Origin of the sequence: Sphingomonas sp. (assembly GCF_032114135.1) — a bacterium.
GTDB lineage: Bacteria > Pseudomonadota > Alphaproteobacteria > Sphingomonadales > Sphingomonadaceae > Sphingomonas.
The window spans coordinates 1303011-1327792 of the sequence record NZ_DAMCTA010000001.1 but is presented as its reverse complement, the minus strand read 5'-3'; the positions used below and the strand labels follow the sequence as shown (position 1 = coordinate 1327792).

The 24782-nt window shown below is 67.0% G+C and carries 24 protein-coding genes and 1 tRNA gene; 16 read left to right on the top strand and 9 right to left on the bottom strand.

Annotation, left to right across the window (positions count from 1 at the left end; genetic code table 11):
* Nucleotides 1–35: 35 nt before the first annotated feature.
* On the bottom strand, nt 36–1364 hold the full coding sequence (aroA, locus tag RT655_RS06110; protein WP_313535570.1) for a 3-phosphoshikimate 1-carboxyvinyltransferase: 1329 nt from the start codon (nt 1362–1364) through the stop codon (nt 36–38).
* 104 nt (nt 1365–1468) lie between these two features.
* On the opposite strand from aroA, the gene RT655_RS06105 reads away from it, so the two are divergent.
* Nucleotides 1469–1795, top strand: a complete 327-nt coding sequence (locus tag RT655_RS06105) for a TIGR02300 family protein (RefSeq protein ID WP_313535569.1) — start codon at nt 1469–1471, stop codon at nt 1793–1795.
* A gap of 82 nt (nt 1796–1877) precedes the next feature.
* A tRNA-Ala gene (locus RT655_RS06100) sits at nt 1878–1953 on the top strand.
* Nucleotides 1954–2035: 82 nt separating this feature from the next.
* Here RT655_RS06100 and RT655_RS06095 read toward each other — a convergent pair.
* The 3 genes from RT655_RS06095 to RT655_RS06085 all read right to left on the bottom strand — a co-directional run bounded on the left by RT655_RS06095 (nt 2036) and on the right by RT655_RS06085 (nt 4100).
* Entirely contained in the window at nt 2036–2401 is a 366-nt protein-coding gene (locus RT655_RS06095; protein ID WP_313535567.1) for a cupin domain-containing protein, read from the bottom strand.
* Between the two features lie 127 nt (nt 2402–2528).
* A complete protein-coding gene (locus tag RT655_RS06090; RefSeq protein ID WP_313535565.1) occupies nt 2529–3599 on the bottom strand; it encodes an alkene reductase in 1071 nt (356 codons plus the stop codon).
* 27 nt (nt 3600–3626) lie between these two features.
* Nucleotides 3627–4100, bottom strand: coding sequence for an SRPBCC family protein (locus RT655_RS06085; RefSeq protein WP_313535564.1), 474 nt, complete (start codon nt 4098–4100; stop codon nt 3627–3629).
* 106 nt (nt 4101–4206) lie between these two features.
* On the opposite strand from RT655_RS06085, the gene RT655_RS06080 reads away from it, so the two are divergent.
* The 4 genes from RT655_RS06080 to RT655_RS06065 all read left to right on the top strand — a co-directional run bounded on the left by RT655_RS06080 (nt 4207) and on the right by RT655_RS06065 (nt 6783).
* A complete protein-coding gene (locus RT655_RS06080; RefSeq protein WP_313535562.1) occupies nt 4207–5100 on the top strand; it encodes a LysR substrate-binding domain-containing protein in 894 nt (297 codons plus the stop codon).
* A 9-nt stretch (nt 5101–5109) separates the two neighbouring features.
* On the top strand, nt 5110–5250 hold the full coding sequence (locus RT655_RS06075; RefSeq protein WP_313535561.1) for a hypothetical protein: 141 nt from the start codon (nt 5110–5112) through the stop codon (nt 5248–5250).
* 155 nt (nt 5251–5405) lie between these two features.
* Nucleotides 5406–6236 (top strand): alpha/beta hydrolase, encoded by an 831-nt coding sequence (locus tag RT655_RS06070; RefSeq protein WP_313536914.1) that lies wholly within the window; start codon nt 5406–5408, stop codon nt 6234–6236.
* A gap of 130 nt (nt 6237–6366) precedes the next feature.
* Entirely contained in the window at nt 6367–6783 is a 417-nt protein-coding gene (locus tag RT655_RS06065) for a flagellar biosynthesis protein FlgC (RefSeq protein WP_313535560.1), read from the top strand.
* Nucleotides 6784–6963: 180 nt separating this feature from the next.
* Here RT655_RS06065 and RT655_RS06060 read toward each other — a convergent pair whose 3' ends face one another.
* Complete coding sequence (locus RT655_RS06060; protein WP_313535559.1) at nt 6964–7389, bottom strand: organic hydroperoxide resistance protein; 426 nt, start codon at nt 7387–7389, stop codon at nt 6964–6966.
* A gap of 141 nt (nt 7390–7530) precedes the next feature.
* Between RT655_RS06060 and RT655_RS06055 the strand changes: the two genes are divergently transcribed.
* The 3 genes from RT655_RS06055 to RT655_RS06045 all read left to right on the top strand — a co-directional run bounded on the left by RT655_RS06055 (nt 7531) and on the right by RT655_RS06045 (nt 11546).
* Nucleotides 7531–7962, top strand: coding sequence for a MarR family transcriptional regulator (locus tag RT655_RS06055; RefSeq protein WP_313535558.1), 432 nt, complete (start codon nt 7531–7533; stop codon nt 7960–7962).
* 139 nt (nt 7963–8101) lie between these two features.
* Nucleotides 8102–9712, top strand: a complete 1611-nt coding sequence (locus tag RT655_RS06050) for an NAD(P)/FAD-dependent oxidoreductase (RefSeq protein WP_313535557.1) — start codon at nt 8102–8104, stop codon at nt 9710–9712.
* Between the two features lie 70 nt (nt 9713–9782).
* Nucleotides 9783–11546, top strand: a complete 1764-nt coding sequence (locus RT655_RS06045) for a GGDEF and EAL domain-containing protein (protein WP_313535556.1) — start codon at nt 9783–9785, stop codon at nt 11544–11546.
* A gap of 49 nt (nt 11547–11595) precedes the next feature.
* Here RT655_RS06045 and RT655_RS06040 read toward each other — a convergent pair whose 3' ends face one another.
* Nucleotides 11596–13374, bottom strand: coding sequence for an ABC transporter transmembrane domain-containing protein (locus RT655_RS06040; protein ID WP_313535555.1), 1779 nt, complete (start codon nt 13372–13374; stop codon nt 11596–11598).
* 153 nt (nt 13375–13527) lie between these two features.
* Between RT655_RS06040 and RT655_RS06035 the strand changes: the two genes are divergently transcribed.
* Complete coding sequence (locus RT655_RS06035) at nt 13528–14760, top strand: polyhydroxyalkanoate depolymerase (protein ID WP_313535553.1); 1233 nt, start codon at nt 13528–13530, stop codon at nt 14758–14760.
* Nucleotides 14761–14953: 193 nt separating this feature from the next.
* Here RT655_RS06035 and RT655_RS06030 read toward each other — a convergent pair whose 3' ends face one another.
* Nucleotides 14954–17887 carry an L-glutamate gamma-semialdehyde dehydrogenase gene (locus RT655_RS06030; protein ID WP_313535552.1) on the bottom strand — a complete coding sequence of 978 codons (2934 nt, stop codon included), beginning with the start codon at nt 17885–17887 and terminating at the stop codon, nt 14954–14956.
* Between the two features lie 130 nt (nt 17888–18017).
* Here RT655_RS06030 and RT655_RS06025 point away from each other — a divergent pair, with 130 nt between their 5' ends.
* The 6 genes from RT655_RS06025 to RT655_RS06000 all read left to right on the top strand — a co-directional run bounded on the left by RT655_RS06025 (nt 18018) and on the right by RT655_RS06000 (nt 22352).
* Complete coding sequence (locus tag RT655_RS06025) at nt 18018–18476, top strand: MaoC family dehydratase (RefSeq protein ID WP_313535551.1); 459 nt, start codon at nt 18018–18020, stop codon at nt 18474–18476.
* A 142-nt stretch (nt 18477–18618) separates the two neighbouring features.
* Nucleotides 18619–19794, top strand: a complete 1176-nt coding sequence (locus RT655_RS06020) for an acetyl-CoA C-acyltransferase (RefSeq protein WP_313535550.1) — start codon at nt 18619–18621, stop codon at nt 19792–19794.
* A 41-nt stretch (nt 19795–19835) separates the two neighbouring features.
* On the top strand, nt 19836–20327 hold the full coding sequence (locus tag RT655_RS06015; protein WP_313535549.1) for a DUF805 domain-containing protein: 492 nt from the start codon (nt 19836–19838) through the stop codon (nt 20325–20327).
* Between the two features lie 112 nt (nt 20328–20439).
* Entirely contained in the window at nt 20440–21390 is a 951-nt protein-coding gene (locus RT655_RS06010) for a glucokinase (RefSeq protein ID WP_313535548.1), read from the top strand.
* A 47-nt stretch (nt 21391–21437) separates the two neighbouring features.
* Complete coding sequence (locus RT655_RS06005; RefSeq protein ID WP_313535546.1) at nt 21438–21917, top strand: pyridoxamine 5'-phosphate oxidase family protein; 480 nt, start codon at nt 21438–21440, stop codon at nt 21915–21917.
* A 66-nt stretch (nt 21918–21983) separates the two neighbouring features.
* Nucleotides 21984–22352 (top strand): YkvA family protein, encoded by a 369-nt coding sequence (locus tag RT655_RS06000; protein ID WP_313535545.1) that lies wholly within the window; start codon nt 21984–21986, stop codon nt 22350–22352.
* A 142-nt stretch (nt 22353–22494) separates the two neighbouring features.
* Here RT655_RS06000 and RT655_RS05995 read toward each other — a convergent pair whose 3' ends face one another.
* Together RT655_RS05995 and RT655_RS05990 are read right to left on the bottom strand one after the other, a co-directional pair.
* Nucleotides 22495–23661, bottom strand: a complete 1167-nt coding sequence (locus RT655_RS05995; protein ID WP_313535544.1) for a mechanosensitive ion channel family protein — start codon at nt 23659–23661, stop codon at nt 22495–22497.
* Nucleotides 23662–23670: 9 nt separating this feature from the next.
* Nucleotides 23671–24687 carry a DNA topoisomerase IB gene (locus RT655_RS05990; RefSeq protein ID WP_313535543.1) on the bottom strand — a complete coding sequence of 339 codons (1017 nt, stop codon included), beginning with the start codon at nt 24685–24687 and terminating at the stop codon, nt 23671–23673.
* Nucleotides 24688–24782: the final 95 nt, after the last annotated feature.

Sequence of the window (24782 nt, the reverse complement as noted above, 5' to 3'; positions counted from 1 at the left end):
CTGCGCGTCAAGGGACTTGCCATGCACTCGTCGCATCAGGCGGCGGTCAGCGCGTCCAGCGTCGCGAAGAAATTGGGGTAGCTGGTCGCTACCGGCGCGACATCGTCGATAGCGATCGGCTGCTCGGCGGCAAGCGCGGCGACCGTCATGCTCATCGCGATACGGTGGTCGAGCAGGGTCGCGACCGTGCCGCCGCCCGCCAGCGGCGCGCCCGCCGAACCCTGGATGGCGAGTCCGTCCTCAAACTCCTCGGTGACCACGCCGCAGGCTTCCAGCGCTGAGCGCATCGCGGCGATCCGGTCCGATTCCTTCACGCGCAGCTCGTGCGCGCCGCGGGCGACGGTGCGGCCCTCGGCCAGCGAGGCCGCCACGAACAGCACCGGATATTCGTCGATCATGCTCGGCGCGAGATCGGCGGGGACCTCGATCGCCTTGAGCGGGGCGTGGCGGACGACGAGGTCGGCGACCGGCTCGCCGCCGACGGTGCGGGCGTTGGTCTCGGCGATGTCCGCGCCCATCAGGCGCAGCGCGGTGATCAGCCCGGTGCGTGTCGGGTTCATGCAGACATTGGCGATGGTGATTTCCGACCCCGGCACGATCGACGCGGCAACCATCCAGAAGCCGGCCGACGAAGGGTCGCCCGGCACCACGATGTGCTGCGGCTTGAGCTCGGCTTCGCCGGTGATCGATATGATCTTGCCGTCGGGGCCGTCTTCCACGGTGAGTTCGGCGCCGAAGCCGCGCAGCATCCGCTCGCTATGGTCGCGGGTGGGGACGGGTTCGATCACGCGGGTGATGCCCGGCGTGTTGAGCCCCGCGAGCAGCACCGCCGATTTCACCTGCGCCGAGGCGACGGGCAGAGTGTATTCGATCGGCACCGCCGGGCACATGCCGCGGAGCATCAGCGGCAGGCGGCCGCCGGGGCTGGCGGTGATCTCGGCACCCATCTGGCTCAGCGGCTCGATCACCCGGCCCATCGGCCGACCCGACAGCGAGGCGTCGCCGGTGAAGGTCGCGATAATGCCGTGGCTGGCGACCAAGCCCATCAGCAGGCGGGTCGAGGTGCCGCTATTGCCCATGTCGAGCGCCTGGGCCGGCTGCTGCAGCCCGCCGACGCCGACGCCGTAGACCCGCCACGTGCCGTCCTTGCCCCGTTCGACCTGCGCGCCCATCGCCCGCATCGCCGCGGCGGTGGCGAGCACGTCCTCGCCTTCGAGCAGGCCTTCGATGCGGCTTTCGCCAACGGCGAGCGCGGAAAACATGATCGCGCGGTGGCTGATCGACTTGTCGCCGGGAACGGTAACGGTGCCGCGCAGCGGGCCGCGGGCGGCGAGGGTGAGAGGGCGGGGATCGGTGTTCGACATGGGCGCGGCTTTGACAGGCGGCTTGCAGCATGGCAAGGCGCGCCCCACTTTCCGGGATCACATCCCGAAATCTCCGAACACAGCGAAAGGCGAAGAGGCAACACATGGTGAAGCCGGAATGGGGCACCAAGCGCAGCTGCCCGAAGTGCGGTACGCGCTTCTATGATCTGACCAAGGACGAGCCGGTCACCTGCATCAATTGCGGTTTCGCCTGGGAGCCCGAGCCCATCCTGAAGTCGAAGCAGCCGCTGCCGTTCGAGGCAGTGAAGGCCAATACCGACAAGCCGGAAGCGGAAGATTCCGATCTGGTGGGTGACGACGATCTGGACATCGGCGCGGACGACGAGGAGCCCTCGCCGGACGACGACGTCGATCTGGGCGGCGACGACGACCTGGGCGTCGAGACCGGCAAGGACGACGACGAGCAGTAAGTTCGAAAAAATTTGGCAAGCGCGAAAAAGGCGCTTGCCAACCCCGCGGGGCCCTTATAGAGGGGCCGCCTTCCCGGGGAATGGGGCCGTAGCTCAGCTGGGAGAGCGTCGCAATGGCATTGCGAAGGTCAGGGGTTCGATCCCCCTCGGCTCCACCATTTCCCCCGGAATCCCGGCACTGCCAGGCGCCTGATCGGTGAGATTGATCGTTTCCCCAGAGATGAAGAAACGGCGCTCCGCCTAGCGGAGCTGCTCCTCCAGGCTGCGGGTGCGATCGGTCATTTCCGCGCCCGTATGCAAAGTCGAGGCAGGCTCGATCAGCAGGATCCAGCATTCCTCGTCCGCGACCGGATTGTGCCGCACCCCCTTGGGGACGGTCAGGAACTCGCCCTCGCGCAGCGTGGTCGCGCCGTCATCGAACTCGATGCGGAGCGAGCCCTTCACGACGTAGAACAATTCGTCCTCCGCATCGTGCGCGTGCCAGACGAGTTCCCCCTTCAGCTTAGCGGCCTTGAGCAGCTGGTCGTTCACGCGACCGATCACCTTGGGCGACCAATAGTCGGTCACGCGCTCGAAGGCGTCGACGAGATTGGCTGCAGGCAACATGGGTGGTTCTTTCTGTCGAACGGACGGTTTGCGATGCCGGCAGCTTAATCCATCGTCATGTCGGCGCCAATGCCGCCGGCGTCGGCGGGAGAGAGTGCGGGTGGCAGGTGCGCCACCCGCCGCACGTTCAGGCCGCGTCGAGCGTCGGATAGTCGGTATAGCCCTCCGCCCCGCCGCCTGCGTAGAAGAACGCCGGGCGCAACGCGTTGAGCGGGGCATCGGTCTTCAACCGCTGGATCAGGTCGGGGTTGGCAAGCGCCAGCACGCCCAATGCTTCGATATCAGCGAGGCCGGCCGCCACATCCGCGCCAATCTGGTCGCGCTGCCGGCCGGGGCGGTTCAGCACCAGCGTCCCACGAAACAGTCCGCGCAGTTCGGCGAGCAGCGGATCCTCGCCGCGTACGAACAGCAGATGGAGATAGGCAAGGCCCATCGCGTCCAACTCGGCCGTGAGATAGCGGTAGAGATCGTCATTGCCGCTGCCCTCGGCGATGCCGCCGGTCGGCACGCCGGGCGAGAGACGGATCGCGGTCCGCTCGGGACCAATCGCTTCCGCCACGGCGCGTACCACCTCGATCGCGAAGCGCGCGCGATTCTCCATCGATCCGCCATAGCGGTCGGTGCGCTGGTTGGCGTCGGGCGCGAGGAACTGGTGGACCAGATAGCCATTGGCGCCGTGGATCTCGACGCCGTCCGCGCCCGCCTCGATCGCGCGCCGGGCGGCATGGGCGAAATCGGCAACGGTCTGCTGCACCTCGTCCGTCGACAGCGCCCGCGGGGCGGGGACCGGCTGCATGCCGCCCAGGGTGAACATCTCCTCGCCCGGGGCAATCGCCGAGGGGGCGACCGGCTGGCGATGGTGCGGCGTATTATCCGGATGCGCGCGGCGGCCCACATGCATCAGCTGGACGAAGATCCGGGCACCGTCGACATGGACCGCATCGGTCACCGTGCGCCAGCCGGCGACGTGCGCGTCGGTATAAATGCCGGGGGTGGCGAGATAGCCCTGGCCGTCGTCCGAAGGCTGGGTGCCTTCGGTGATCAGCAGGCCCATGCCGGCGCGCTGCGTGTAGTAGCGCGCGGCGAGATCGCCGGGCGTGCCGTCGGGCTTGGCGCGGCTGCGGGTCATCGGTGCCATGGCGAGCCGGTGCGGAAGGTGCAGCGTGCCGGCGTTCAGCGGAGTCCGGAGGTCGGTCATGATGTGTCTCCTAGGGAGGGGGGGGAATCAGAGGCGGCCTTGGGCCAGCAGTTCGCGGGTGCGCTGGAGCGTGGAGAGCAGGGCGGCCTGGTAGCCGCGCGCGCTGTCGAAGCTGGCCTGCTCGGCCTGTTCCTCGGGGCCGCCGGGTGCGCGATCGCGCAGGCCGAGATAGCAATAGAAACGCAGCTGGAGTGCGCCGTCTGCGTCCTCGAAGAGCTCGTTGACGATCGCGCCTTCGCGCGGGCCGGTCGCCTGAAAGAAGGTGACCTTGTGCCCCGGCTCGAGCGTGATGATTTCGCGCAGATCGGCGCCTGCGATCGTCGCCTCCCGGACGAAATGGGTGGCGCTGTCCTCGGTCACGTCGCAGCGGGTGCACAGGCCTGCGGGGAGGAACAGCCGGGCGTCGCGCGCCTTGGCCTCCAGGCCCTTCCAGACCTGGTCGCGGGTGAGCGGGGTTTCGCCTTCGGGGTTCACGGGAACGGTAGCGGTCGAGTAGATCATGGCGGGGGTCCTTGGCTGGCCGTGCTTGGCTGACCCCGAAATTAGTGATCCACAGGCGATCCAATAGCCGTTATATCTGAACGCGCCGTCTCACAGGTGGAACACAATGGATCTGCTGGCGCTTGCCGATTTCAACCTCGTCGCCCGGCATGGCGGCTTCGGCAAGGCGGCGCGGGCGACCGGCCGGCCCAAGGCGACGCTGTCGCGGCGGGTGGCCGAGCTGGAGGCGGCGCTCGATCTGCGGCTGTTCGAGCGCGGTGCCCGCACCCTCCAGCTAACCGAGGAAGGCAGGGCGCTATTCACGCGCACCGGCCAGTTGCTTACCGAACTCGAGGAGACCGCCGCAGTGATCGCCGCCGGGGGCGAGCGTCCCCGCGGGCGACTGCGGATCAGCGCGCCGCTGCTTTTCTCGCAGGCGGCGATGGGCAAGATCGCGGCGGGCTTCGCGCTTGCCTATCCCGAGGTGCGGCCGGAGATCATCGTCGAGGATCGCGCGGTCGACATGATCGAGGAAGCCTATGACCTAGTGATCCGGGTCAATCCGCAGCCGGACGTCGCCCTGGTCGGCCGCGCCTTTCTCCACGACCGGCAGGTGGTGGTCGCGGCCCCCGGGCTGGCGCGGCCGGGGCCGGGCGAGGCGGTGCCGGCGCTGGTGCGCGGGGCACTGGGCGCGGCGGATACCTGGAAGCTGGAGACGCCGGGCGGGCCGGTGGCGATACCGGTGGTGCCGGTGCTTGCCATGTCGTCGAACATGATGCTGCGCGACGCGGTGCGGATGGGCGTCGGCGCAGCGCGGCTGCCGCTTTCGCTGGTGAGCAGCGACATTGCCAGCGGCCGGCTCGTCCATTGGGGTGATCTTGCCGGGGCGACGGTGGCTCTGTGGGCGCTCTACCCGTCGCGGCGGCTGCTCAGCGCGCGGGTATCGGCGTTCCTCGACTATCTCAAGGCGGCCTTTCCGAACGGCACGCCCGAAGAGCTCGCTGCTTTCTTGGAAGGGTGAGCCGACGCCGTGCCGATCAGGCCGTGCCTGCCCCCTGTCTCGGCCGATCGGTCGCCCTATACGACCGTGTGGTTTCGCCGCTGTACCGATCCTGCGATGAACGGCAGCAGCCGATCGGGCACGCCGCGCGCGGTGCTGGGTGGGCATTGATTCGGAGGAGCGCGGGGATGAACGGAATCAAGACTATGCTGGGCGTCACGCGGCGCGAATTGCTGGAAGGCGCGTTGGCGGTAGGTGCCGTCGCGGCGCTCGCCCCGGCGGCGCAGGCGATGGCCCAAGGCCACCCACATCACGGCGAAGCGAACATGGCGACGATCACGGTCAAGGACGGCACGACGATCTTCTACAAGGACTGGGGCCCCAAGACCGCCCAGCCGATCGTGTTCCACCATGGCTGGCCGCTGAGCGCGGACGACTGGGACGCGCAGATGCTCTACTTCCTCGAGAAGGGCTTCCGCGTGATCGCGCATGATCGCCGCGGGCATGGCCGCTCGACCCAGACCGACACCGGCAACGACATGGCGACCTATGCGTCAGACGTGCTGGAACTGGCCGAGGCGCTGGACCTGAAGAATGCGGTGCATATCGGCCACTCGACCGGCGGCGGCGAAGTCGCGGCCTATGTCGCGCGCTCGAAGCCGGGCCGTGTCGCCAAGGCGGTGCTGGTCGGCGCGATCCCGCCGCTCATGCTCAAGACCGCCAGCAATCCCGGCGGGCTGCCGATCGCGGTGTTCGACGGCTTCCGCGCCGCGCTCGCCGCGAACCGCGCGCAATTCTATCTCGATGTGCCGTCGGGCCCGTTCTACGGCTTCAACCGTCCGAGTGCGAAGGTCTCGCAGGGCATCATCCAGAATTGGTGGCGCCAGGGTATGATCGGCGGCGCCAAGGCGCAGTATGACTGCATCAAGGCCTTCTCGGAAACCGACCAGACCGAGGATCTAAAGAAGATCCAGGTGCCGGTGCTGTTCATGCACGGCGACGACGACCAGATCGTGCCGATCGCGGATTCGGCGATGCTGGGCGTCAAGCTGGTCAAGAACGGAGAGCTGAAGGTCTACAAGGGATACCCGCATGGCATGCTGACCACCCACGCCGACGTGCTGAACCCGGATCTGCTGGCATTTATCCGCAAGTGATGCGCTGACGAAAAGGGCCGCGACTGCTCGATCGGCAGGCGCGGCCCTTTTTGCGTGTGCGGGCGGTTAGGCATGTTCTGCAACCGCTCGTTTACACCTGGCTGCGACACTGGCGCATCGGAGCAGCGCCATGATCGCCACCAACATTGCCCTGAGCGGGGTCCAGGCCAGCGTCGCGCGGATCAACGTCGGCGCGCAGAACGTCGCCAACGCCAACACCACCGGCGAGACCGCCAAGGCGGTGACGGCAGCCAATGCCATCGGCAAGACGGTCAACCACGCCTATCAGCCGATCGCGATCTACCAGGCGGCGGCCGCGGCGGGCGGCGTCAACGCCAAGCCGGTGCCGGCAGTGCCGGGCACGGGGCCGCGCTACGATCCGGAATCGCAGGATGCCGATGCGGACGGGAACATCGAGGCGCCCGACGTCGATTTCGCAAGCGAGGATGTCGAGCAGCGCAAGGCGCTTTTCTCGTTCCGCGCGAACCTTTCGGTCATCAAGACCGACGACCAGATGATGGGTTCGCTGCTGGACATGCGGGTCTAGGCGCGTCCGGCCCGCTTTTCTAAAACGATCGTCATTCCCGCGAAGGCGGGAATCCATTTGCCAGGGCGTTGCGGGTAGAACCGCGCCATCAGCGCCAATGGATTCCCGCCTTCGCGGGAATGACGGGGTATCGTGCGGCGGGGGATGACCCTCTCCCCGAAGGGAGAGGGCATCGCACGTTCACGCCAGCGTCAGGCCGACATCCACGTTGCCGCGGGTCGCGTTCGAATACGGGCACACCTGGTGCGCGGCATCGACCAGCTTCTGTGCTTCCTCACGATCGAGGCCCGGCAGGTTGACCAGCAGATCGGCAGTGATGCCGAAGCCGCCTTCCGAACGCGGGCCGATGCCGACCGTCGCGGTGACCGTCGTCTCGGCCGGAACCTTGATCTTCATGCCCGCACCGACCGCCTTGAGCGCGCCGATGAAGCACGCCGAATAGCCTGCCGCGAACAGCTGCTCGGGATTGGAACCCTCGCCGCCGGCGCCGCCCAGCTCCTTCGGGGTGGAGAGCTTCACGTCGAGCACGCCGTCTTCCGAACGCGCGCTGCCGTCGCGGCCGCCGGTTGCAGTTGCCTTGGTGGTGTACTTCACATCGACCGACATCAGAGGGCTCCTCTTCGTTTCTGCGATATTAGTTATCGCGATAAACAAAAGGTAGGCGGAGTTGTGCCCCTTGTCCAGAGAAATCTTTATCGCGATATAGGTTTCATCCCGCTGCGTTTTGGTGGGGAGGAGTTTCTGCCCATGCCAGCCCCGCTTCCGCTCGACGGTCAGCTCTGCTTCTCGCTTTACAGTGCGAGCATGGCGATCACGCGTGCCTACAAGCCAATCCTCGACCGGCTGGGGATCACCTATCCGCAATATCTGGTGCTCCACGCGCTGTGGGAGCAGGATGGGCGCACGGTTGGTGGGATCGGTGATCGGCTGGCGCTTGAATCGAGCACGATCACACCGCTGGTGAAGCGGCTGGAGGCGGCCCATCTTGTCGAGCGACGTCGCAATCCGGAAGATGAGCGCCGGGTGCAGGTGTTCCTCACCGATCAGGGCCGTGCAATTCGCGAGGAATGCGGATGCCTCGGCGAAGCCGTGGTGGCGAAGACCGATCTGACGCTGGACCGGCTGGCAGCGCTCAACCGCGAGGCGCAGGCGCTGCGCGACTCACTGGCGCGGGATTGACGGCGCTTCGCGCGCGCTATGCCCTGACGTCTTCCCGCGAAGGCGGGAACTCATGGGTGTGCAATCCCCGGTTTGCCGCGTCGTCCCACCACGCTAAGGGACGATCACGCCCCCCACATCTGCTGGAACCCACGTTTCGATGCTGCGCCTGTCCGGACTTTCCCTGCCCCTTGACCATCCCGCCGATGCGCTGGCCCCGGCGATCGCGGCGCGGCTGGGCGTGGCGCCGGCCGGGGTGCGCGGCTTCACCGTGTTCAAGCGTGGCAACGACGCCCGGCGCCGCAACGCGATCCTGCTAATCTATACGGTCGATGTCGACCTGACGGACGAGGTGGAAGTGCTGGCGCGGCTGGCCGGCGACAAGGACGTGCGCCCGACGCCGGACATGACCTACCGTCCGCCGGTTCGCGCTCCCGAGGGCTGGAACGGCCTGCGCCCGGTGGTGATCGGCGCGGGGCCGTGCGGACTGTTCGCCGGGCTGATCCTCGCCCAGATGGGATTCCGTCCGATCATCGTCGATCGCGGCAAGATCGTGCGCGAGCGGACCAAGGACACCTGGGGCCTGTGGCGCCGGTCCGAGCTCAATGCGGAGTCGAATGTCCAGTTCGGCGAGGGTGGGGCGGGGACCTTCTCCGACGGCAAGCTCTATTGCCGGGTCAAGGACCCGCGCTTCCTCGGCCGCAAGGTGCTGGAGGAGTTCGTCCAGGCGGGCGCGCCCGACGACATCCTGTGGCAGGCGCACCCGCACATCGGCACCTTCCGCCTCGTCTCGATGGTGGAGAGCATGCGCCGCTCCATCGAGGAACTGGGCGGCGAATATCGTTGGCAAACCCGCGTTGATGGGATCGAGCTCGACGCCGAGCGAAAGATGCGCGGGCTGCACCTGCACGACGGCAGCTTTCTCGAGGCCGATCATGTCGTGCTGGCGGTAGGCCACAGCGCGCGGCCGACCTTCGAGATGCTGCATCGGATGGGTGTGCATCTGGAGGCCAAGCCCTTCTCGATCGGCGTGCGGATCGAGCATCCCCAGAGCTGGATCGACCAGGCGCGCTTCGGCAACTGCGCCAAGCATCCGGACCTCGGCGCGGCCGCCTATGCGCTGTCGCACCACTGCGCCAATGGCCGCACCGTCTACAGCTTCTGCATGTGCCCGGGCGGTCGGGTGGTGGCGGCAACCTCGGAGGAAGGCCGCGTCGTCACCAACGGCATGAGCCAATATTCGCGCGCCGAGTTCAACGCCAATTCCGGGCTCGTCGTGGCGATCGACCCCGCGCGCGATTATCCGGGCGGTCCGCTTGCCGGCATCGAGCTTCAGCGCAAGTGGGAGGACGCGGCCTATATCGCCGGCGGCTCCAACTACAACGCGCCGGGCCAGTTGGTCGGTGACCTGCTCGCCGGTCGTCCGTCTACCGCGTTGGGCCAGGTGGTGCCGAGCTACAAGCCGGGCGTGACGCCCACCGACCTCTCCGCCTGCCTGCCGGACTTCGTGATCGAGGCGTTCCGCGAGGCGCTGCCGGTGTTCGGTCGCCAGATAGCCCGCTACGACCATCCCGAGGCGGTGATGACCGGGGTGGAGACGCGCACGTCGTCGCCGCTGCGGATCACCCGGGGCGCGGACCTGCAAAGCCTCAACACGCCGCGGCTGTTCCCGGCGGGCGAGGGGGCAGGCTATGCCGGCGGCATTCTCTCGGCGGCGATCGACGGCATCAAGATCGCCGAAGCGGTCGCCAAGAGCATCATCGGCGATTAACCACGGCATTTTGGGTTTATAAGAAATCGTAACCTCGCCACGTCTATAATGCGCGGCGAAGGGAACGATTGTGCAGGATTACCGGGAAGCCGCGCGACTCGACGCGTTGCATCAATTGAAGTTGCTCGACACGCCCCCAAGCGAGCATTTCGACCGCATCACGCGGATGGCGGCACAGATTTTCGGCCTGCCGATCGCGGCAGTGTCGCTCACCGACCAGGATCGGCAATGGTTCAAGTCGCGTGTCGGCGTCGAGCATGACAGCATCCCGCGGCACAAGGCGCCCTGTGCAGAGGTTGCCGAAGCGCGCAGCCTGGTGGTGATCGAGGATTTCGCGACCCACCCCTGCTATGCTGACAGCCTGCTCGCCGAACATGGCACGCGCTTCTATGCTGGTGCGCCGCTGGTGACCAAGGACGGCTATGGGCTTGGCGCGCTGTGCGTGATCGGCACCGAGCCCCGCATCGCCACGCCCGAGGAACTGGCGGCGCTGAACGACCTGGCCGCAATGGTGATGGAGCAGATCGAACTCCAGCATTCCTTCGGGCGGATCGACCCGATCAGCGGCCTGCCGACACGCGCGCAGTTCCGCGAGGATCTTGCCGATCTCGCGCTCGATTGCCCCGGTCAGGCCCGCGTCGCGGTGGTCGCCGATCTCGCCCGCGACGACCAGATCGCCAAGATTGTCGGCGCGATGGGCGCCGTGCGACTCGACGAGCTGGTACGCGAGGCGTCGCATGCGATTCAGAACGCTCTGGGCGCGGAGCGCACGGCGTATCATGTCGGCACCACGCAATTCGCGTTCGTCTCGCCGCCGGACGTGGATCTGGCGGCCTATCTCGTCCTGCTCGAACGCGGCTTCGAGGCGATCCGCGCCACGTCCAGCGTCCGGTTCGTGACCAGTGTCGCAATCGGGGTCCGGCCTTTCCGGCTGGGCGAGGTGCCGCCGGAAGACGTGCTGCGCGGGGCCGCCAGTGCCGCGCAGGACGCACGCCGCAATGACGGCGCGATCGCGGTTTTCTCCGCCGCGCGCGACAGCGAGATGCGGCGGCACTATGATCTGCTGCAGGATTTCGGCGCCGCGCTCGAAGCGGGCGATCAGCTGCGCCTCGTCTATCAGCCGCGCGTCGACCTTGCCACGGGACGCTGCCTGGGGGCGGAGACGCTGCTGCGGTGGCGCCATCCCGAGCTTGGCGAGATATCGCCGGCGGAATTCATCCCGATCATCGAACAGACGGCACTGGCCAGGCCCACGACGCAATGGGTGCTCGATCACGCGCTGGACCAGCTTGCCGCCTGGCAGGCCGAAGGGCTGGACCTGACCCTGTCGGTCAACATCTCGGCCGCCAATCTGATGGAGCCGGACCTGATCCAGCGCATCCAGCTGGGGTTGATGGCGCGGCAGCTGCGCCCGGCGCAGCTGGAGATCGAACTCACCGAAAGCGCGATGATGGCGCAGCCTGAGAAGGCACTGGCGATGCTGCGCGAGCTTGCCGAGGCGGGGATCGCGCTGGCGATCGACGATTTCGGCACCGGGCACAGCAGCCTTGCCTATCTTCAGCAGGTGCCCGCTCATGTGGTGAAAATCGACCAGGCCTTCGTTCGCGGCCTCAGCGCCGCCTGGGGTGCCGATTACGTGCTGGTCGAGACGATGGTCAGCTTGATCCACAAGCTCGGCCGCCGGGTGGTGGCCGAAGGCGTGGAGACGGCGGACGCCGCCACGATCCTCGCCGGCATGGGCTGCGAGGAAGCGCAGGGATATTGGTTCGCGCGACCGCTGGAAGTGGCCGCCTTCGCGGATTGGGTCGCCTCGCGGCCGGCACTAGCGGCTTGACCGTTTCCGCCCCCGGCGTGCCGGGGGCGGAAACGCTCTTGTCTGCGTATTACGCGGCCTCGTTGAACTGCAGCGCTGCCAGCCTGGCGTAGAGGCCCCCTTGCGCCACCAGCTCGGCATGCGTCCCGGTCTCGACGATCCGGCCGCCGTCCATCACGATGATCCGCCCGGCGGCGCGCACCGTGGCGAGGCGGTGGGCGATCACCAGCGTGGTGCGGCCCTGCATCAGATGCTCGAGCGCGTCCTGCACCAGCTTCTCGCTTTCGGCGTCGAGCGCGCTGGTTGCCTCGTCCAGCAGCAGGATCGGCGTGTCGCGGAGCAGCGCCCTGGCGATGGCGAGCCGCTGGCGCTGCCCGCCCGAAAGGCGCGCGCCGCCTTCGCCGAGGAACGTGTCGAGCCCATCCGGCAGGCTGCGCAGGAACTCGGCGGCGTTGGCGGCTTCGGCCGCTGCCCAGATCGACTCGTCGCTTGCTTCCCATGCGCCGTAGCGGAGATTGTCGCGCGCGCTTGCGGCGAAGATCACCGTTTCCTGCGGGACCATCGCGATGCGGGCGCGGACGTCGGCGGGGTCTGCCTTGGGAATGGCGACGCCGTCGACGCGGATCTCGCCGTTTTCGGGGTCGTAGAAGCGCTGGAGCAGCTGGAACAAGGTCGACTTGCCCGCGCCCGAGGGACCGACCACCGCCACCGTTTCACCGGGCGCGACGAACAGCGAGAAATCCTGCAGCGCCGAGACTTCGGGACGGGTAGGGTAGCGGAAGGTCACCGCGTCGAACGCGATCGCGCCTTCGGCAGGAATGGGCAGTGCCACCGGGTTGGCGGGCGGCGCGATATCCGGTTCCTGCTGGAGCAGTTCGGCAAGCCGGCTGGCCGCACCCGAGGCGCGCAGGAGATCCCCATACACCTCGGTCAGCGCGCCGAACGAGCCGGTGACGAGGCCCGCGGTGATGACGAAGGCGGTGATCGCGCCGCCGCTGATCTGCCCGGCGGCGACACCCGATACCGCATCCCACATGATCAGGGTGATCGCGGTGAACAGCAGCCCGATCACCAGCGCGGTCATCACGGCGCGCAGGGCGAAGCGCTTCTGCGCGGCCGCGAAGCTGCGCACCACCGCCTCCTGGAAGCGCTGGCCCTCGCGCCGCTCCTGCCCGAAGGCCTGGACGATGCGCATCGCGCCCAGCGTCTCCGAAGCAATCGCGCCGATATCGGCAACGCGGTCCTGGCTGGCGCGCGAATATTGCCGCACGCGCCCGCCAAGCCACACGATCGGCAGCACGGTGAGTGGCATGCCGACGATCAGATAGGCGGCGATCTTGGGTGACAGCACGAACAGATAGATCACCCCGCCGATGCCGGTCAGCAGGTTGCGCAGGGCGATCGAAACGGTGGAGCCGACCACCTGCTCGACCAGCGCGGTATCAGAGGTGAGCCGCGAGGCGATCTCCGAGGGCCGGTTCTCCTCGAACCATTTTGGCGGCAGGCGCAGCAGGTTGCGGTGCACCGCGACGCGCAGATCGGCGACGGTTCGCTCCGCCACCCAGGAGATGAAGAAGAACCGCACTGCCGTCGCAAGCGACAGCACCAGGATTACCGCGAGCAGGCCCTGGAAATAGATCCCGATCCGGCTGGTATCGGCGCCTGCCGAAAAGCCATTGTCGACGATCTGCTTGAAGGTGCGCGGGATCCACAATGTCGCCGCGGACGATGTGAGCAGCGACACCAGGGCAATGGCGATCTGCAGCGGATAGCGGCGGGTGAACTGCCAGATGACGAGCAGGCTGCTGAGCTTGCGGCGCGGCGCCGGCGGCGGGGTCGTGTCGGCCATGCCAAAGCGCGTAGCGCGGTTCGCGGGGCAGGGGAACTACCTCCGGTGGTCTCTGTTCCGCATAGGTACGACGTTGCGGCGCACAACGCCCCCGTCTATATGAGTGGTAAGACAACCCCCGCTGCAGGGATCGGGGCACGGGGAAGGAATTTTATGCTGTACGACGCCTACGAATTCCAACGATCGATGCTCGCCGGTGCGAGTGCTCTGGCCAATTTTGGTGCCGGGCTGCTCAACAATCCGGCCAATCCGTTCGCCTATTTCGGCGGCGGACCGGTGATGGCCTCCGCGCTGGAGGTGTTCGCGCACGCGTCCGCGCCGCGCGGCAAGCCGGCCTTTGCGCTCGATTTCACCGAAATCGATGGTCGGCAGGTGGCGGTGCGCGAGGAGATCGTGCTGCGCAAGCCGTTCGGACAGCTCAAGCGCTTCGTGCGCGAGGGCGTGGAAGGCGGCCCCAAGCTGCTGATCGTCGCGCCGATGTCGGGCCATTATGCCACGCTGCTACGTGGTACGGTGCAGCGGATGCTCCCGGTGGCCGATGTCTACATCACCGACTGGCGCGACGCGAAGCTGGTGCCGACCAGCGAGGGCAAATTCGACCTCGACGACTATGTCGATTACGTGATCGAGTTCCTCGCCCACATCGGCGCCGAAGGCGATGCGCGCCCGCACATGCTGGCGGTATGCCAGCCGTCGGTGCCCTGCTATGCCGCCGCGGCGGTGATGAGCGCAGACAACCATCCCAACCGCCCCGCGACGCTCACCATGATGGGCGGCCCGATCGATACGCGCGAGGCGCCTACCGCGGTCAACACGCTGGCGACCGAGCGGCCCTACAGCTGGTTCGAACAGAACGTCATCGCCACCGTGCCGCGCACCTATTCGGGCTCCGGTCGCCGCGTCTATCCTGGCTTCCTGCAGCTTGCCGGCTTCATGACGATGAACCTCGGCAACCACCTCATTTCGCACTGGGAGATGTTCAAGCATCTCGTCCAAGGCGACGACGACAGCGCCGATGCGACGATGAAGTTCTACGAGGAATATCGCTCGGTCTGCGACATGACCGCCGAATTCTATCTGCAGACGATCGAAGTGGTGTTCCAGACGCACGCGCTGCCCAAGGGCGAGATGCTGCATCGCGGCCGCAAGGTCGATCCGGGCGCGATTAAGGACATCGGCATCCTCGCGATTGAAGGGGAGCGCGACGATATCTCGGGCATCGGCCAGACCAAGGCGGCGCTGACGATCGCGACCAACCTGCCGGAATCGCACAAGCAATATCATATGGCCGAAGGCGTCGGCCATTACGGCATCTTCAACGGCTCGAAGTGGCGCAACCGCATCGCGCCGGTCGTCGAGCAGTGGATGGCAACGCATAGCGGGTGAGATCTTTCATCCCTCCCCCCTTGCGGGGGAGGGAGGGGCCCGCCGCCGCAAGGGGAGAGGGAGAGGGCGCGATTTGCGTTCCGCAAATCGCGCGGTTGCTGCGCAACCGCTCAACCTCTCCAAGCTTCGCTAGGCGCTGGAGCGCCAAGCTACGCTATCCTCCCCCCGTCAAGGGGGAGGATAGCGTAGCGGCTCAAATCCCCCCTTCATCCAGGCTCAGCAGCGTCGCATTGCCGCCGGCACTGGTAGTATCCACCGACACCGCCCGCTCGGCGCAGAAACGGTGCAGATAGTGCGGCCCACCCGCCTTGGGGCCGGTGCCCGACAGCCCCTCGCCGCCAAAGGGCTGTGACCCCACCACCGCACCGATCATCGAGCGGTTGATGTAGAGATTGCCGACGCGCGCTTCCGCCTCGACCAGCTCGGCTGAGCGGGCGATGCGGCTGTGCAGGCCCATGGTCAGCCCGAAGCCCTTGGCGTTGACCCGCGCCACCGTTTCGGCGAGCTGGCCCGCCTTCCAGGTGGCGACATGGAGGATCGGGCCGAACCATTCGCGGGTCAGGTCCTCGGGGCGATCGATGCGGATCATCGTCGGCGGCACGAACAGCCCGGTGGCGGGGACCGGCACGGTCTTGATCCACTGGGCCTTGGCGCTGTCGCGATAGGCCATCAGCTTGTCATAGGCCGCCTGGTCGATCACCGGGCCGATATCGGTGCGCGGATCGGCGGGGTCGCCGAGGATCAGCAGCTCCATCGCGCCGCGCAGCATCTCGATCACGCCTTCGGCGATTTCCTCCTGCAGCAGGAGCAGGCGCAGTGCCGAGCAGCGCTGACCGGCCGAGCGGAAGGCCGAGGTGAGCACGTCGGCGACGACCTGCTCGGGCAGCGCGGTCGAGTCGACGATCATCGCGTTGATGCCGCCGGTTTCGGCGATCAGCGGCACCAGCGGGCGGTCGTCGCCTTCGAGCAGCGATGTGGCGATCTTCTTGGCGGTGGGCGTCGAGCCGGTGAAGGCCACGCCGGCGATGCGCGGGTCCGAGGTGAGCGCCGCGCCCACTTCCGGGCCGCCGGTCACCAGCACCAGTGCATCCTCGGGCACGCCGGCTTGGTGCGCGAGGCGCACCGCGGCGCGGGCGATCTCGGGCGTCTGCGGCGCGGGCTTGGCAACCACGGCATTGCCGGCGACGAGCGCGGCGGCAGTCTGGCCGAGGAAGATCGCCAGCGGGAAGTTCCACGGCGCGATCGTCGCCCAGACGCCGCGGCCTTCCATGCGCAGTTCGTTGCGCTCGCCCGTCGGCCCGGGGAGGGTGATGGGCGCGAGGCCGGTGCGGGCCTGGAGCGCATAATAGCGGCAGAAATCGGCCGCCTCGCGGACCTCGCCCAGCGCGTCGGGGAGGGTCTTGAAGGCTTCCTTCACGGCGAGCGCCATCAGCTCGATGCGGTTCTCCTCGAGCAGGTCCGCAAGGCGATCGAGGATCGCGGCGCGGGTGACGAGCGGGGTGGCTGCCCAGCCGGGGAAGGCGGCCGTGGCGCGGTCGATGGCGGCGCGCACATCGGTGGGTGCGCTTGTCTCGGCAGGGGGGAGCGGCTTGGAAGCAATTGCGATTGCCGTTTCCGCCAAGATAAAGCGTTCGGCGAGATCGATGCCGCCCGAATTCTTCCACGCGCCGAACAGCTCGACGGGCAGCGGGATGCTCGGGTGCCGCGTGCCACCCACGGCCGCGATCTTCTCCACCGGATCGGCGAGCAGTTCGGCTTCGCTCAGCTGCTCGTCGGCGAGCTGGTGGACGAAGCTCGAGTTCGCGCCATTCTCGAGCAGGCGGCGGACCAGATAGGCCAGCAGGTCGCGGTGGCCGCCGACCGGCGCGTAGATGCGGCAGTGATAGCCCTGCTCGTTGACCAGTCGCTCGTACAGCCCTTCGCCCATGCCGTGCAGCCGCTGGAATTCGAAGTCGCGGCTGTCGCCGGCCCAGTCGAGGATCGTGGCGACGGTCAGCGCATTGTGGCTGGCGAATGCCGGCACGATGTTCCGCGCCGCCAGCATGTCGCGCGCGCAGGCGAGGTAGGAGACGTCGGTCGCCGCCTTGCGGGTGAACAGGGGATAGTCGGACAGGCCTTCCACCTGGGTGCGCTTGATCTCGCTGTCCCAATAGGCGCCCTTGACCAAGCGGACGTGCATCGGGCGGCCGAGATCATCGGCCCAGCCGATCACCGCACGGGCGCGCTTGCCATAGGCCTGCACCGCCATGCCGAAGCCGTTCCAGCCCTTGAGTTCGGGACGGCGCGCGACCGACCCGATGATGTCGAGGCTCATGTCGAGCCGCTCGCTCTCCTCGGCGTCGACGGTGAGCGGGATGCCCTGCGCCGCCGATTCCGAGGCGAGCTGCGCCAGCGTGTCGGTCAGCTCGGGCACGCAGCGATCATACTGCGCGACTTCGTAGCGCGGGTGGAGCGCCGAGAGTTTCACCGAGATCGAATGCCCCGCCTTCGGATCGCGGCCCACCGCGCGGATCGCCTCGAAATAGGCCTGGAAATAGCGCTCGGCGTCGGCCTTGGTGCGCGCGGCCTCGCCCAGCATGTCGAAGCTCGCCGTGAAGCCCTTGTTCTCGGGCTTCTTCATCCGCTTCATCGCCTCGTCGATGGTGCGGCCCATCACGAAGACCTCGCCCATCCGCTTCATCGCGGCGCCCACCGCCTGGCGAACGAAGGGTTCACCGGCGCGCGAGATCAGGCGGCGGAGCGCGCCCGTCTTCTCGTCGCCAACCAGCGCGCGGCCGAGCATCAGGCCCCAGGTCGCCGAATTGACCAGCACCGAGTTGGACTTGCCCGAATGCGCCTTCCAGTCGGCATCGCCGATCTTGTCGGCGATCAGCAGGTCGGCTGTCTCGGGATCGGGCACGCGCAGGAACGCCTCGGCCAGGCTGAGCAGCGCGACGCCCTCGGACGAGTTCAGCCGATATTCCTGGAGGAACTGGTTCACCCAGCCGCGGGTCTGCGCGGCGCGCAGGTCCGCCAGCAGCGCCAGCGCATGATCCATCACCCGCTCGCGCGAATCGGGCGTGAGTCGCGCGCGGTCCAGAAGCGGTTTTAGAACATCGGGTTCGGCCGCACGGTGCAGTTTGGCCATCGATTCGCGGTGGTGTGACGGTACGGCAGTCGGCATTTTCCAGTTTCCGGTCGGCTAAAGCTTGCAGGGAGGCCGGTGGCCCCACTAGATATGGCGAGCCTATGAAAGATAATTACGCGAGAGGATAGTCTTGGCGGCTACCGTCACCCCGCACGCGATGGCCGAACGGATCGGCGCCGAGCATGTCTCGCACTGGGTGGAGGTCACCCAGGCGATGATCGACCAGTTCGCGGAAGCGACCGGCGACCACCAGTTCATCCATGTCGATCCGGTGCGTGCCGCGGAGACGCCGTTCGGCGGTACGATCGCGCATGGTTTCCTTTCGCTGTCGCTGATGCCGATGCTCGCCGCCCGCACCGATGCCCCGGCGATCCAGGGCGCGCGGATGGGGGTGAACTATGGGGGGAACAAGGTGCGGTTCCTCACCCCGGTACGCGCGGGCAAGCGGGTGCGCGGGCGGTTCACGCTCAGGAAGTTCGTTGAGCGCAAGCCCGGCATCTGGGAACAGGTGCAGGACTATGTGCTCGAGATCGAAGGCGAGGAGAAGCCGGCGGTAATCGCCGAGTGGGTCGCGCTGGTGTACACGTAACGCAACGTAGCCCCTCCCCTTCAGGGGAGGGGTTGGGGGTGGGGGATGACCGGTCCGCCAGCCCGCCACTGACAGAATAGTCCCCACCCCAAACCCCTCCCCTGAAGGGGAGGGGTTTTAGAATTGAGAAGAGAGGAACCCTATGCGCTCCGCAGTCATCGTTTCCACCGCCCGCACGGGCATCGGCCGCGCCTATCGCGGCGCGTTCAACGCCACGCCGGCGCCGACGCTGGGCGCGCACGCGATCCGCGCCGCGGTTGAGCGCGCCGGCATCGAGCCGGGCCAGGTCGACGACGTCGTCTTTGGCGCCGCGCTCCAGCAGGGCAGCCAGGCGCCCAACATCGCTCGCCTCGCGCTGCTCCGCGCCGGCCTGCCGGTCGAAGTGGCGGGCATGTCGATCGACCGCCAGTGCGCCTCGGGCCTGATGGCGATCGCGACGGCGGCCAAGCAGATCGTCGTAGACCATATGGACATCACGCTGGGCGGCGGCGTCGAATCGATCAGCCTCGTTCAGACCCCGCAGATGCGCGTCGAGCCCGATCGCGAGCTGATCGGCCTGCACAAGGACACCTATCTGCCGATGTTGCAGACGGCCGAAGTGGTCGCCGCGCGCTACGGCATCGGCCGCGATGCCTGCGACGAATATGCGCTTCAGTCGCAGCAGCGCACCGCGGCGGCGCAGGCGGCCGGCAAGTTCGACGACGAGATCGTCTCGGTCACCGCGACGATGAACGTCGTCAACAAGGAGACCAAGGAAGTCTCGCAGAAGGAAATCACGCTCGCCAAGGATGAGGGCAATCGCCCCGAGACCACGCTGGAAGGCTTGCAGTCGCTGCAGCCGGTAGTGCCCAACGGCACCGTCACTGCGGGCAATGCCAGCCAGCTGTCGGACGGTTCCTCGGCCGCGGTGCTGATGGAGGAGAGGCTCGCCGAGCAGCGCGGGCTCACCCCGCTTGGCCGCTATGTCGGCATGGCGGTGGCCGGCACCAAGCCCGATGAGATGGGCATCGGTCCGGTCTATGCCATCCCCAAGCTGCTCGAGCGCTTCAACCTGAAGATGGACGATATCGGCCTGTGGGAGCTCAACGAGGCATTCGCGGTGCAGGTGCTCTACTGCCGCGACAAGCTGGGCATCCCCAATGAGCTGCTCAACGTCAACGGCGGCGCGATCTCGATCGGCCACCCGTACGGCATGTCGGGTGCCCGCATGACCGGTCATGCGCTGATCGAAGGCAAGCGGCGCGGTGCCAAATATGTCGTCGTCACCATGTGCATCGGTGGCGGCATGGGCGCAGCGGGGCTTTTCGAGACGCTGTAACCACTTGACCGGAGGGTGCGGTGCGCTGCACCCTCCGGGCCATGACAGCAGCCAGCTATCGCGACGGGGTGTCGCTGCGGAACGGCCTCCGCGCCATCGGACAGAGTTTCGTGTTCCAAGGCCGCTCGACGCGCAGTGAACTGACCAGCGCGCTGATCCTGATCGCGATCGGCGAGCTGCTGCTGTTTCTCGGCTTCCACTTTTTCCATCCGCCGACGCCACTCAACCTCGCCGTCTTCTGGCGTCGGGTAGCGGTGGAGGAGGCGCTGGCATTGCTGCTGTTCGTGCCGCTGATTGGGCTGATCGTGCGGCGGCTGCACGATGTCGGGCTGCCGGCGATCCCCGGCCTGCTGCTCGCCGCGATCGGGGTTGCGGGGGACCTGGATCGCACCCAGGTTGCGATCGGACTGAATCCCGGCGTGCCGATGCTGCCCACCGCCGGCCATGTCGCGCTCGTCATTTTGGTGATCGCGCTCTACTGGTCTCCTGAAACAGGCGCAAATCGTTTCGGTACGGATCCGCGCGCTGCCTGAAATTCGGGGCGCACCTGCACTAATCGTCGCTTATTTATTGCTCCCGTAACCATTGTTGGCGATATCCCCTGTCAAGTTTCGAAAAGAAGCCGGGAGGGGGAGAGAAGGCTCGATGGAAGACGGGGTGGCACTGGTGGCCGATATCGGCCGGCAATCGGTCCGCTTCGGCCTGACCGGCGCAGGCGACGATGTCGAGCCGCGCGAGATCAAGCGTTTTTCGAACAGTGACCATCAAACCTTCACCAGCGCCTTGGTGGCGTATCTTGCCGGGGTGGGCCTGCGTGACGCACGGCTGCCGAGCGTGCTCGCGGTCGCGGGCGCCGTGCGCGGCGACCTGATCAATCTGACCGGTAGCCGCTGGTATATTTCGCTGGCCGGCGTGGAGGCGGTGCTGCGTGCGAAGCCGATCGCGCTCAACGAATGCGCCGCCAATGCGCTGGCTCTCACTCGACTTCCGCCGACAACGCTTACTGCGCTTCCCGGCGCCACGCTCAAGCCGATCGCCCCCGGCGGCAATTATGCGGTGATCGGCGTCGGGACCGGGCTCGGCGTCGCCGCGCTGGTCAGCGCCGATGGCCGTCACGTGCCGGTGCAGAGCGAGGCGGGGCATATCGGCTTTGCGCCGCAGAACGGCGACGAGGAGCGCTTCGCCGCCTTCTGCAGAGCGCGGGGCGGGGTGGTCGAGGTGGAAACCCTGCTCAGCGCCAACGGGCTGCTGCTCGCCTATGAGGCGCTGTCGGGCGGCAAGCGGCTGCCGGCACCAGAGGATGTGACGCGCAATGCGGGGCGCGATCCGATTGCCGGCGCCGTGGTGCGGATGTTCGTCGAGCATCTCGGCGCGTTCGTCGGCGATCTGGCGCTGACCTTCGATGCCTGGGACGGGGTGTTCCTCACCGGTGCTATCGCGCGCGCGCTCGAGCCGCAGCTGAAGCAGCCTGGCTTCCGCCGGCGCATGGAAGCGCGCACCGCATTCCGCCGCCAGCTTGCCGAAACGCCGGTGGCGCTGGTCAACCGCGCCGATATCGAACTGATCGGCGCCGCCGCGGCGATCCGGAACGCCTGAGCGGACCTGCACGTTACGGGCAGGTATCCAAACTCCGGGAGACGATCATGGCCGATACGGTCGAACTGAAGAAGCATTTCTGGTCCAAGCTGGCGGACAGCCCCTTCATGATGGCGGGCCTGCAGGACGGCCAGCACAGCGAACCGCTGACCGCGCAGCTCGATGAGGACCAGGTCGACACGATCTTCTTCTTTATCGGCAAGGACAATCGCATGGCCAAGGGCGGCCCGGCGATGCTCCAGTTCGTGTCCAAGGGACATGATTTCTTTGCCTGCCTCTCCGGCACCGCGCGCGTCGACAACGACTTCGCGATGATCGACAAACTGTGGAACAGCCAGGTTGAATCCTGGTTTCCAGGCGGCAAGCAGGACCCGAACCTTGCGCTGCTCCGCGTCGACATCGACGATGCCGAGCTGTGGGAAACCGACATGTCGCTCACCGGCAAGGTGAAGATGCTGTTCGGCGGCAAGATCAAGTCGGACGAGACCGGCAGCCACGCCAAGGTCGAGACCACGGCGGAGCGCTAAGCCGCATTGACCACCACCGCGCGCAAGCGCGATTGACCGGCGCACGCGGCTGGGCGATTCAGGGCCATGGGTCCTTCTCTCGCGCACCGCGTCCGCACTGAGGCGCATGCCGTATGGCTCGCCATCCGCGATCCGCGTACGCCCCTGGCTGCGCGGATCGTTGGCATTTTGGTGGCCGCCTATGCGCTCTCGCCGATTGACCTGATTCCCGATTTCATCCCCGTGCTCGGGCTGGTGGACGACGCCCTTCTGATCCCGCTGGGCGTGTGGCTGTTCGAACGGCTGATCCCGGCCGAACAGTTTGCCGAGCACCGCGCGGCGGCGGAGGAGGCTAGTCGCCGGCCGGTGAGCCGGGGCGGAATCGCGATCGTGTTGGGGGTGTGGGCGCTGCTCGCCTGGGGCGTGTGGAGCTGGCTGGTGACAAAATACGATTGAGGGGCGTACGGCCTCCCCCACACCCATTGTCATCCCCGCGACGGCGGGGATCCATTGGCGCTGAACCCGCGGTTTCAGCCCCCAGCGTCCTGGCAAATGGATTCCCGCCTTCGCGGGAATGATGGGCGGGGGCGGGGAGAGCTCAGCGCTCGCCTTCTTCCTTGTCCACGCGCATCACCGGCGTGACGTCCGGATAGGGCATGATGATCTTGCCGTCGGGGGCCGCGGTGAACGTCGTTTGCGTCGGGTAGGGGATAGAAATCCCCTCTTCCGACAGCTTGCGGACGATTGCCACCAGGATGCGGTCCCGCGTCGGATGGCCAACATCCCAGCTGCCGGTCGCCACCTCGGCGATCAATTCGTAATCGATCGAGCTGGCGCCGAAGCCGACAAAGCCGTTGCGCACCGCCGTGGCGCCGTTCGCCTCGACGATCTCCTTGAACATCTCCGGCAGCCGCTCGAGCTTCTCTGGCGGCGTCTCATACGCCACGCCGATCTTGAACGGCAGCCGGATACGCGTCCGATCGGAGAGGTTCTGCAGTTCCTTGTCGAGCAGCTGGCGGTTGGAGATGATGTGCATCTCGCCGTCGAACGAGCGCACGCGCGTCGACTTGAGCCCGATTTCGGCTACAGTGCCGCTGGTCTGATCGAACTTGATGTTGTCGCCGACGCGGAAGGGGCGGGTGAACAGGATCGACAGTGCGGCGATCAGGTCGCCGAAAATGCCCTGCGCGGCGAGACCGATGGCGATGCCGCCGACGCCCAGACCGGCGATCAGGCCGGTGACGTTCACCCCGACATTGCCCAGCACCATCACCAGCGCGATCGCGAACAGCGCAATCGAGATCAGCAGCCGGATGATGCCGACGGCGCTCGCCAGGCTCTCGCTCGGGCTGTCGCCGCGGGTGCGATGTTCGATCAGCCCGAAGATCACCTCTCGGATCCAGATCGCTACCTGGAAGGTCACCGCGATGGTGAACATGAAGGTGATCGTTTTGTCGAGCAGCGGCGGTGTCTCGGCGACGTTCACCACCAGACGGATCGCCGTCATCACGATGAAGAAGTTGTTGGTGCGCGAGATCGTGCGGCCGAAGATCGTGTACCAGTTGGTCCCGGCGCCGTCGCTGTTCCTGCACAGCCGCATCCCCCAGGTTCGCAGCGTGTGGAGGAACAGCACGATGGCGGCGGCGATGCCGGTCGCCACGAGGATGCTCAACCAATGGTCGGCAATCCAGTCGGGCGTGTCGCCGATGAATGCCTTGAGCTGACTTTCGAAATGGGTCGGTTTTGCGCGGGTGGTGATCAGCATCTTCTCTCGTCAGGCTGCCTTGGCGGGCTGTTCGGCCGGATCGGTCTCCAGAAAGACGATCAGGCCGCGTTCGTAGCGGTCGAGGTACTGCGTCGTGCGGGGCAGGCGCAACCCGGCGCGGAACAGCGCCTGGTTCGGCTTGTCGCGCGCCAGATCGATCAGCCGCGGATGGACATAGGATTTGCGGGCGATGGCGGGGGTGTTGCCCAGCGCCTCGGTCACCGGCTCGAGCAGCGTCTTGAGGCCGATCGGCTCGGGCGCCTGCGCGAGTGTGCGATAGGCGATCACGCTCGCCCCCCAAGTGCGGAAATGCTTGGCGCTGAACGGTGCGTCCATAGCCTCGCGGATATAGGCGTTGACGTCGCTGGAGGTGACCGGGTGCGCCTCGCCGGCATCGTCGATCCAGCGAAACAGGTTCTGCCCCGGAAGATCCTGGCAACGCTTGACGAAGCGGCTGAGCGATCGGTCCGTCACCGTCATCACCCGCAGCTTGCCGGACTTGGCGCGGAACTGGAGCTTTAGGGTGCCGCCGGCAACCTTGACGTGGCGCTTGCGCAGCGTCGTGGCGCCGAAGCTCTTGTTCGCCTGCGCATAGGTCTCGTTGCCCACGCGGATCGAGCCCAAGTCCAGCAGGCGGACGACAGCGGCGACGGCCTTGTCCTTGCAAAGCCCGCGCAGCCGCAGGTCTGCTTCCACCTTGCGGCGCAGGCGGGGCAGGCGCTCGCCGAACATCCCGCAGCGATCGTACTTCGCTGCCTCCTGCGCTTCGCGAAAGCCATTGTGATAGCGATACTGTTTGCGGCCCTTCACGTCATAGCCGGTCGCCTGGATATGGCCGTTGGGGTCGGGGCAGAACCAGGCATTCTCATAAGCGGGCGGCAGGCCGATCGCGTTCAGGCGGTCGATTTCGTCACGGTCGGTGATGCGGGTGCCGTCCGCATCGAAATAGCCCCAGCCGTGGCGCATCTTGCGGCGGGTGATGCCGGGGGCCTGGTCTTCGACATAGACGATGTCGGCGCTGTCCATCGCGGTTCCTTGGGGCAGAGCCTAGGCAAATGCGCCGCAGCAACAATTCGTTCCGGAACAAGGGGCGGGGGCTCCGGGTTGGCCCGGCATCTTTC

Coding starts and splice junctions, on each gene's coding strand:
- RT655_RS06080 (WP_313535562.1), top strand. CDS start 4,207: ATGGATCTGCTGGCGCTTGCCGATTTCAACCTCGTCGCCCGGCATGGC.
- RT655_RS06090 (WP_313535565.1), bottom strand. CDS start 3,599: ATGACCGACCTCCGGACTCCGCTGAACGCCGGCACGCTGCACCTTCCG.
- RT655_RS05995 (WP_313535544.1), bottom strand. CDS start 23,661: ATGCTGATCACCACCCGCGCAAAACCGACCCATTTCGAAAGTCAGCTC.
- RT655_RS06085 (WP_313535564.1), bottom strand. CDS start 4,100: ATGATCTACTCGACCGCTACCGTTCCCGTGAACCCCGAAGGCGAAACC.
- RT655_RS06060 (WP_313535559.1), bottom strand. CDS start 7,389: ATGTCGGTCGATGTGAAGTACACCACCAAGGCAACTGCAACCGGCGGC.
- RT655_RS05990 (WP_313535543.1), bottom strand. CDS start 24,687: ATGGACAGCGCCGACATCGTCTATGTCGAAGACCAGGCCCCCGGCATC.
- RT655_RS06050 (WP_313535557.1), top strand. CDS start 8,102: ATGCTGCGCCTGTCCGGACTTTCCCTGCCCCTTGACCATCCCGCCGAT.
- RT655_RS06105 (WP_313535569.1), top strand. CDS start 1,469: ATGGTGAAGCCGGAATGGGGCACCAAGCGCAGCTGCCCGAAGTGCGGT.
- aroA (WP_313535570.1), bottom strand. CDS start 1,364: ATGTCGAACACCGATCCCCGCCCTCTCACCCTCGCCGCCCGCGGCCCG.
- RT655_RS06020 (WP_313535550.1), top strand. CDS start 18,619: ATGCGCTCCGCAGTCATCGTTTCCACCGCCCGCACGGGCATCGGCCGC.
- RT655_RS06065 (WP_313535560.1), top strand. CDS start 6,367: ATGATCGCCACCAACATTGCCCTGAGCGGGGTCCAGGCCAGCGTCGCG.
- RT655_RS06015 (WP_313535549.1), top strand. CDS start 19,836: ATGACAGCAGCCAGCTATCGCGACGGGGTGTCGCTGCGGAACGGCCTC.
- RT655_RS06000 (WP_313535545.1), top strand. CDS start 21,984: ATGGGTCCTTCTCTCGCGCACCGCGTCCGCACTGAGGCGCATGCCGTA.
- RT655_RS06040 (WP_313535555.1), bottom strand. CDS start 13,374: ATGGCCGACACGACCCCGCCGCCGGCGCCGCGCCGCAAGCTCAGCAGC.
- RT655_RS06010 (WP_313535548.1), top strand. CDS start 20,440: ATGGAAGACGGGGTGGCACTGGTGGCCGATATCGGCCGGCAATCGGTC.
- RT655_RS06035 (WP_313535553.1), top strand. CDS start 13,528: ATGCTGTACGACGCCTACGAATTCCAACGATCGATGCTCGCCGGTGCG.
- RT655_RS06030 (WP_313535552.1), bottom strand. CDS start 17,887: ATGGCCAAACTGCACCGTGCGGCCGAACCCGATGTTCTAAAACCGCTT.
- RT655_RS06095 (WP_313535567.1), bottom strand. CDS start 2,401: ATGTTGCCTGCAGCCAATCTCGTCGACGCCTTCGAGCGCGTGACCGAC.
- RT655_RS06070 (WP_313536914.1), top strand. CDS start 5,406: ATGGCGACGATCACGGTCAAGGACGGCACGACGATCTTCTACAAGGAC.
- RT655_RS06005 (WP_313535546.1), top strand. CDS start 21,438: ATGGCCGATACGGTCGAACTGAAGAAGCATTTCTGGTCCAAGCTGGCG.
- RT655_RS06055 (WP_313535558.1), top strand. CDS start 7,531: ATGCCAGCCCCGCTTCCGCTCGACGGTCAGCTCTGCTTCTCGCTTTAC.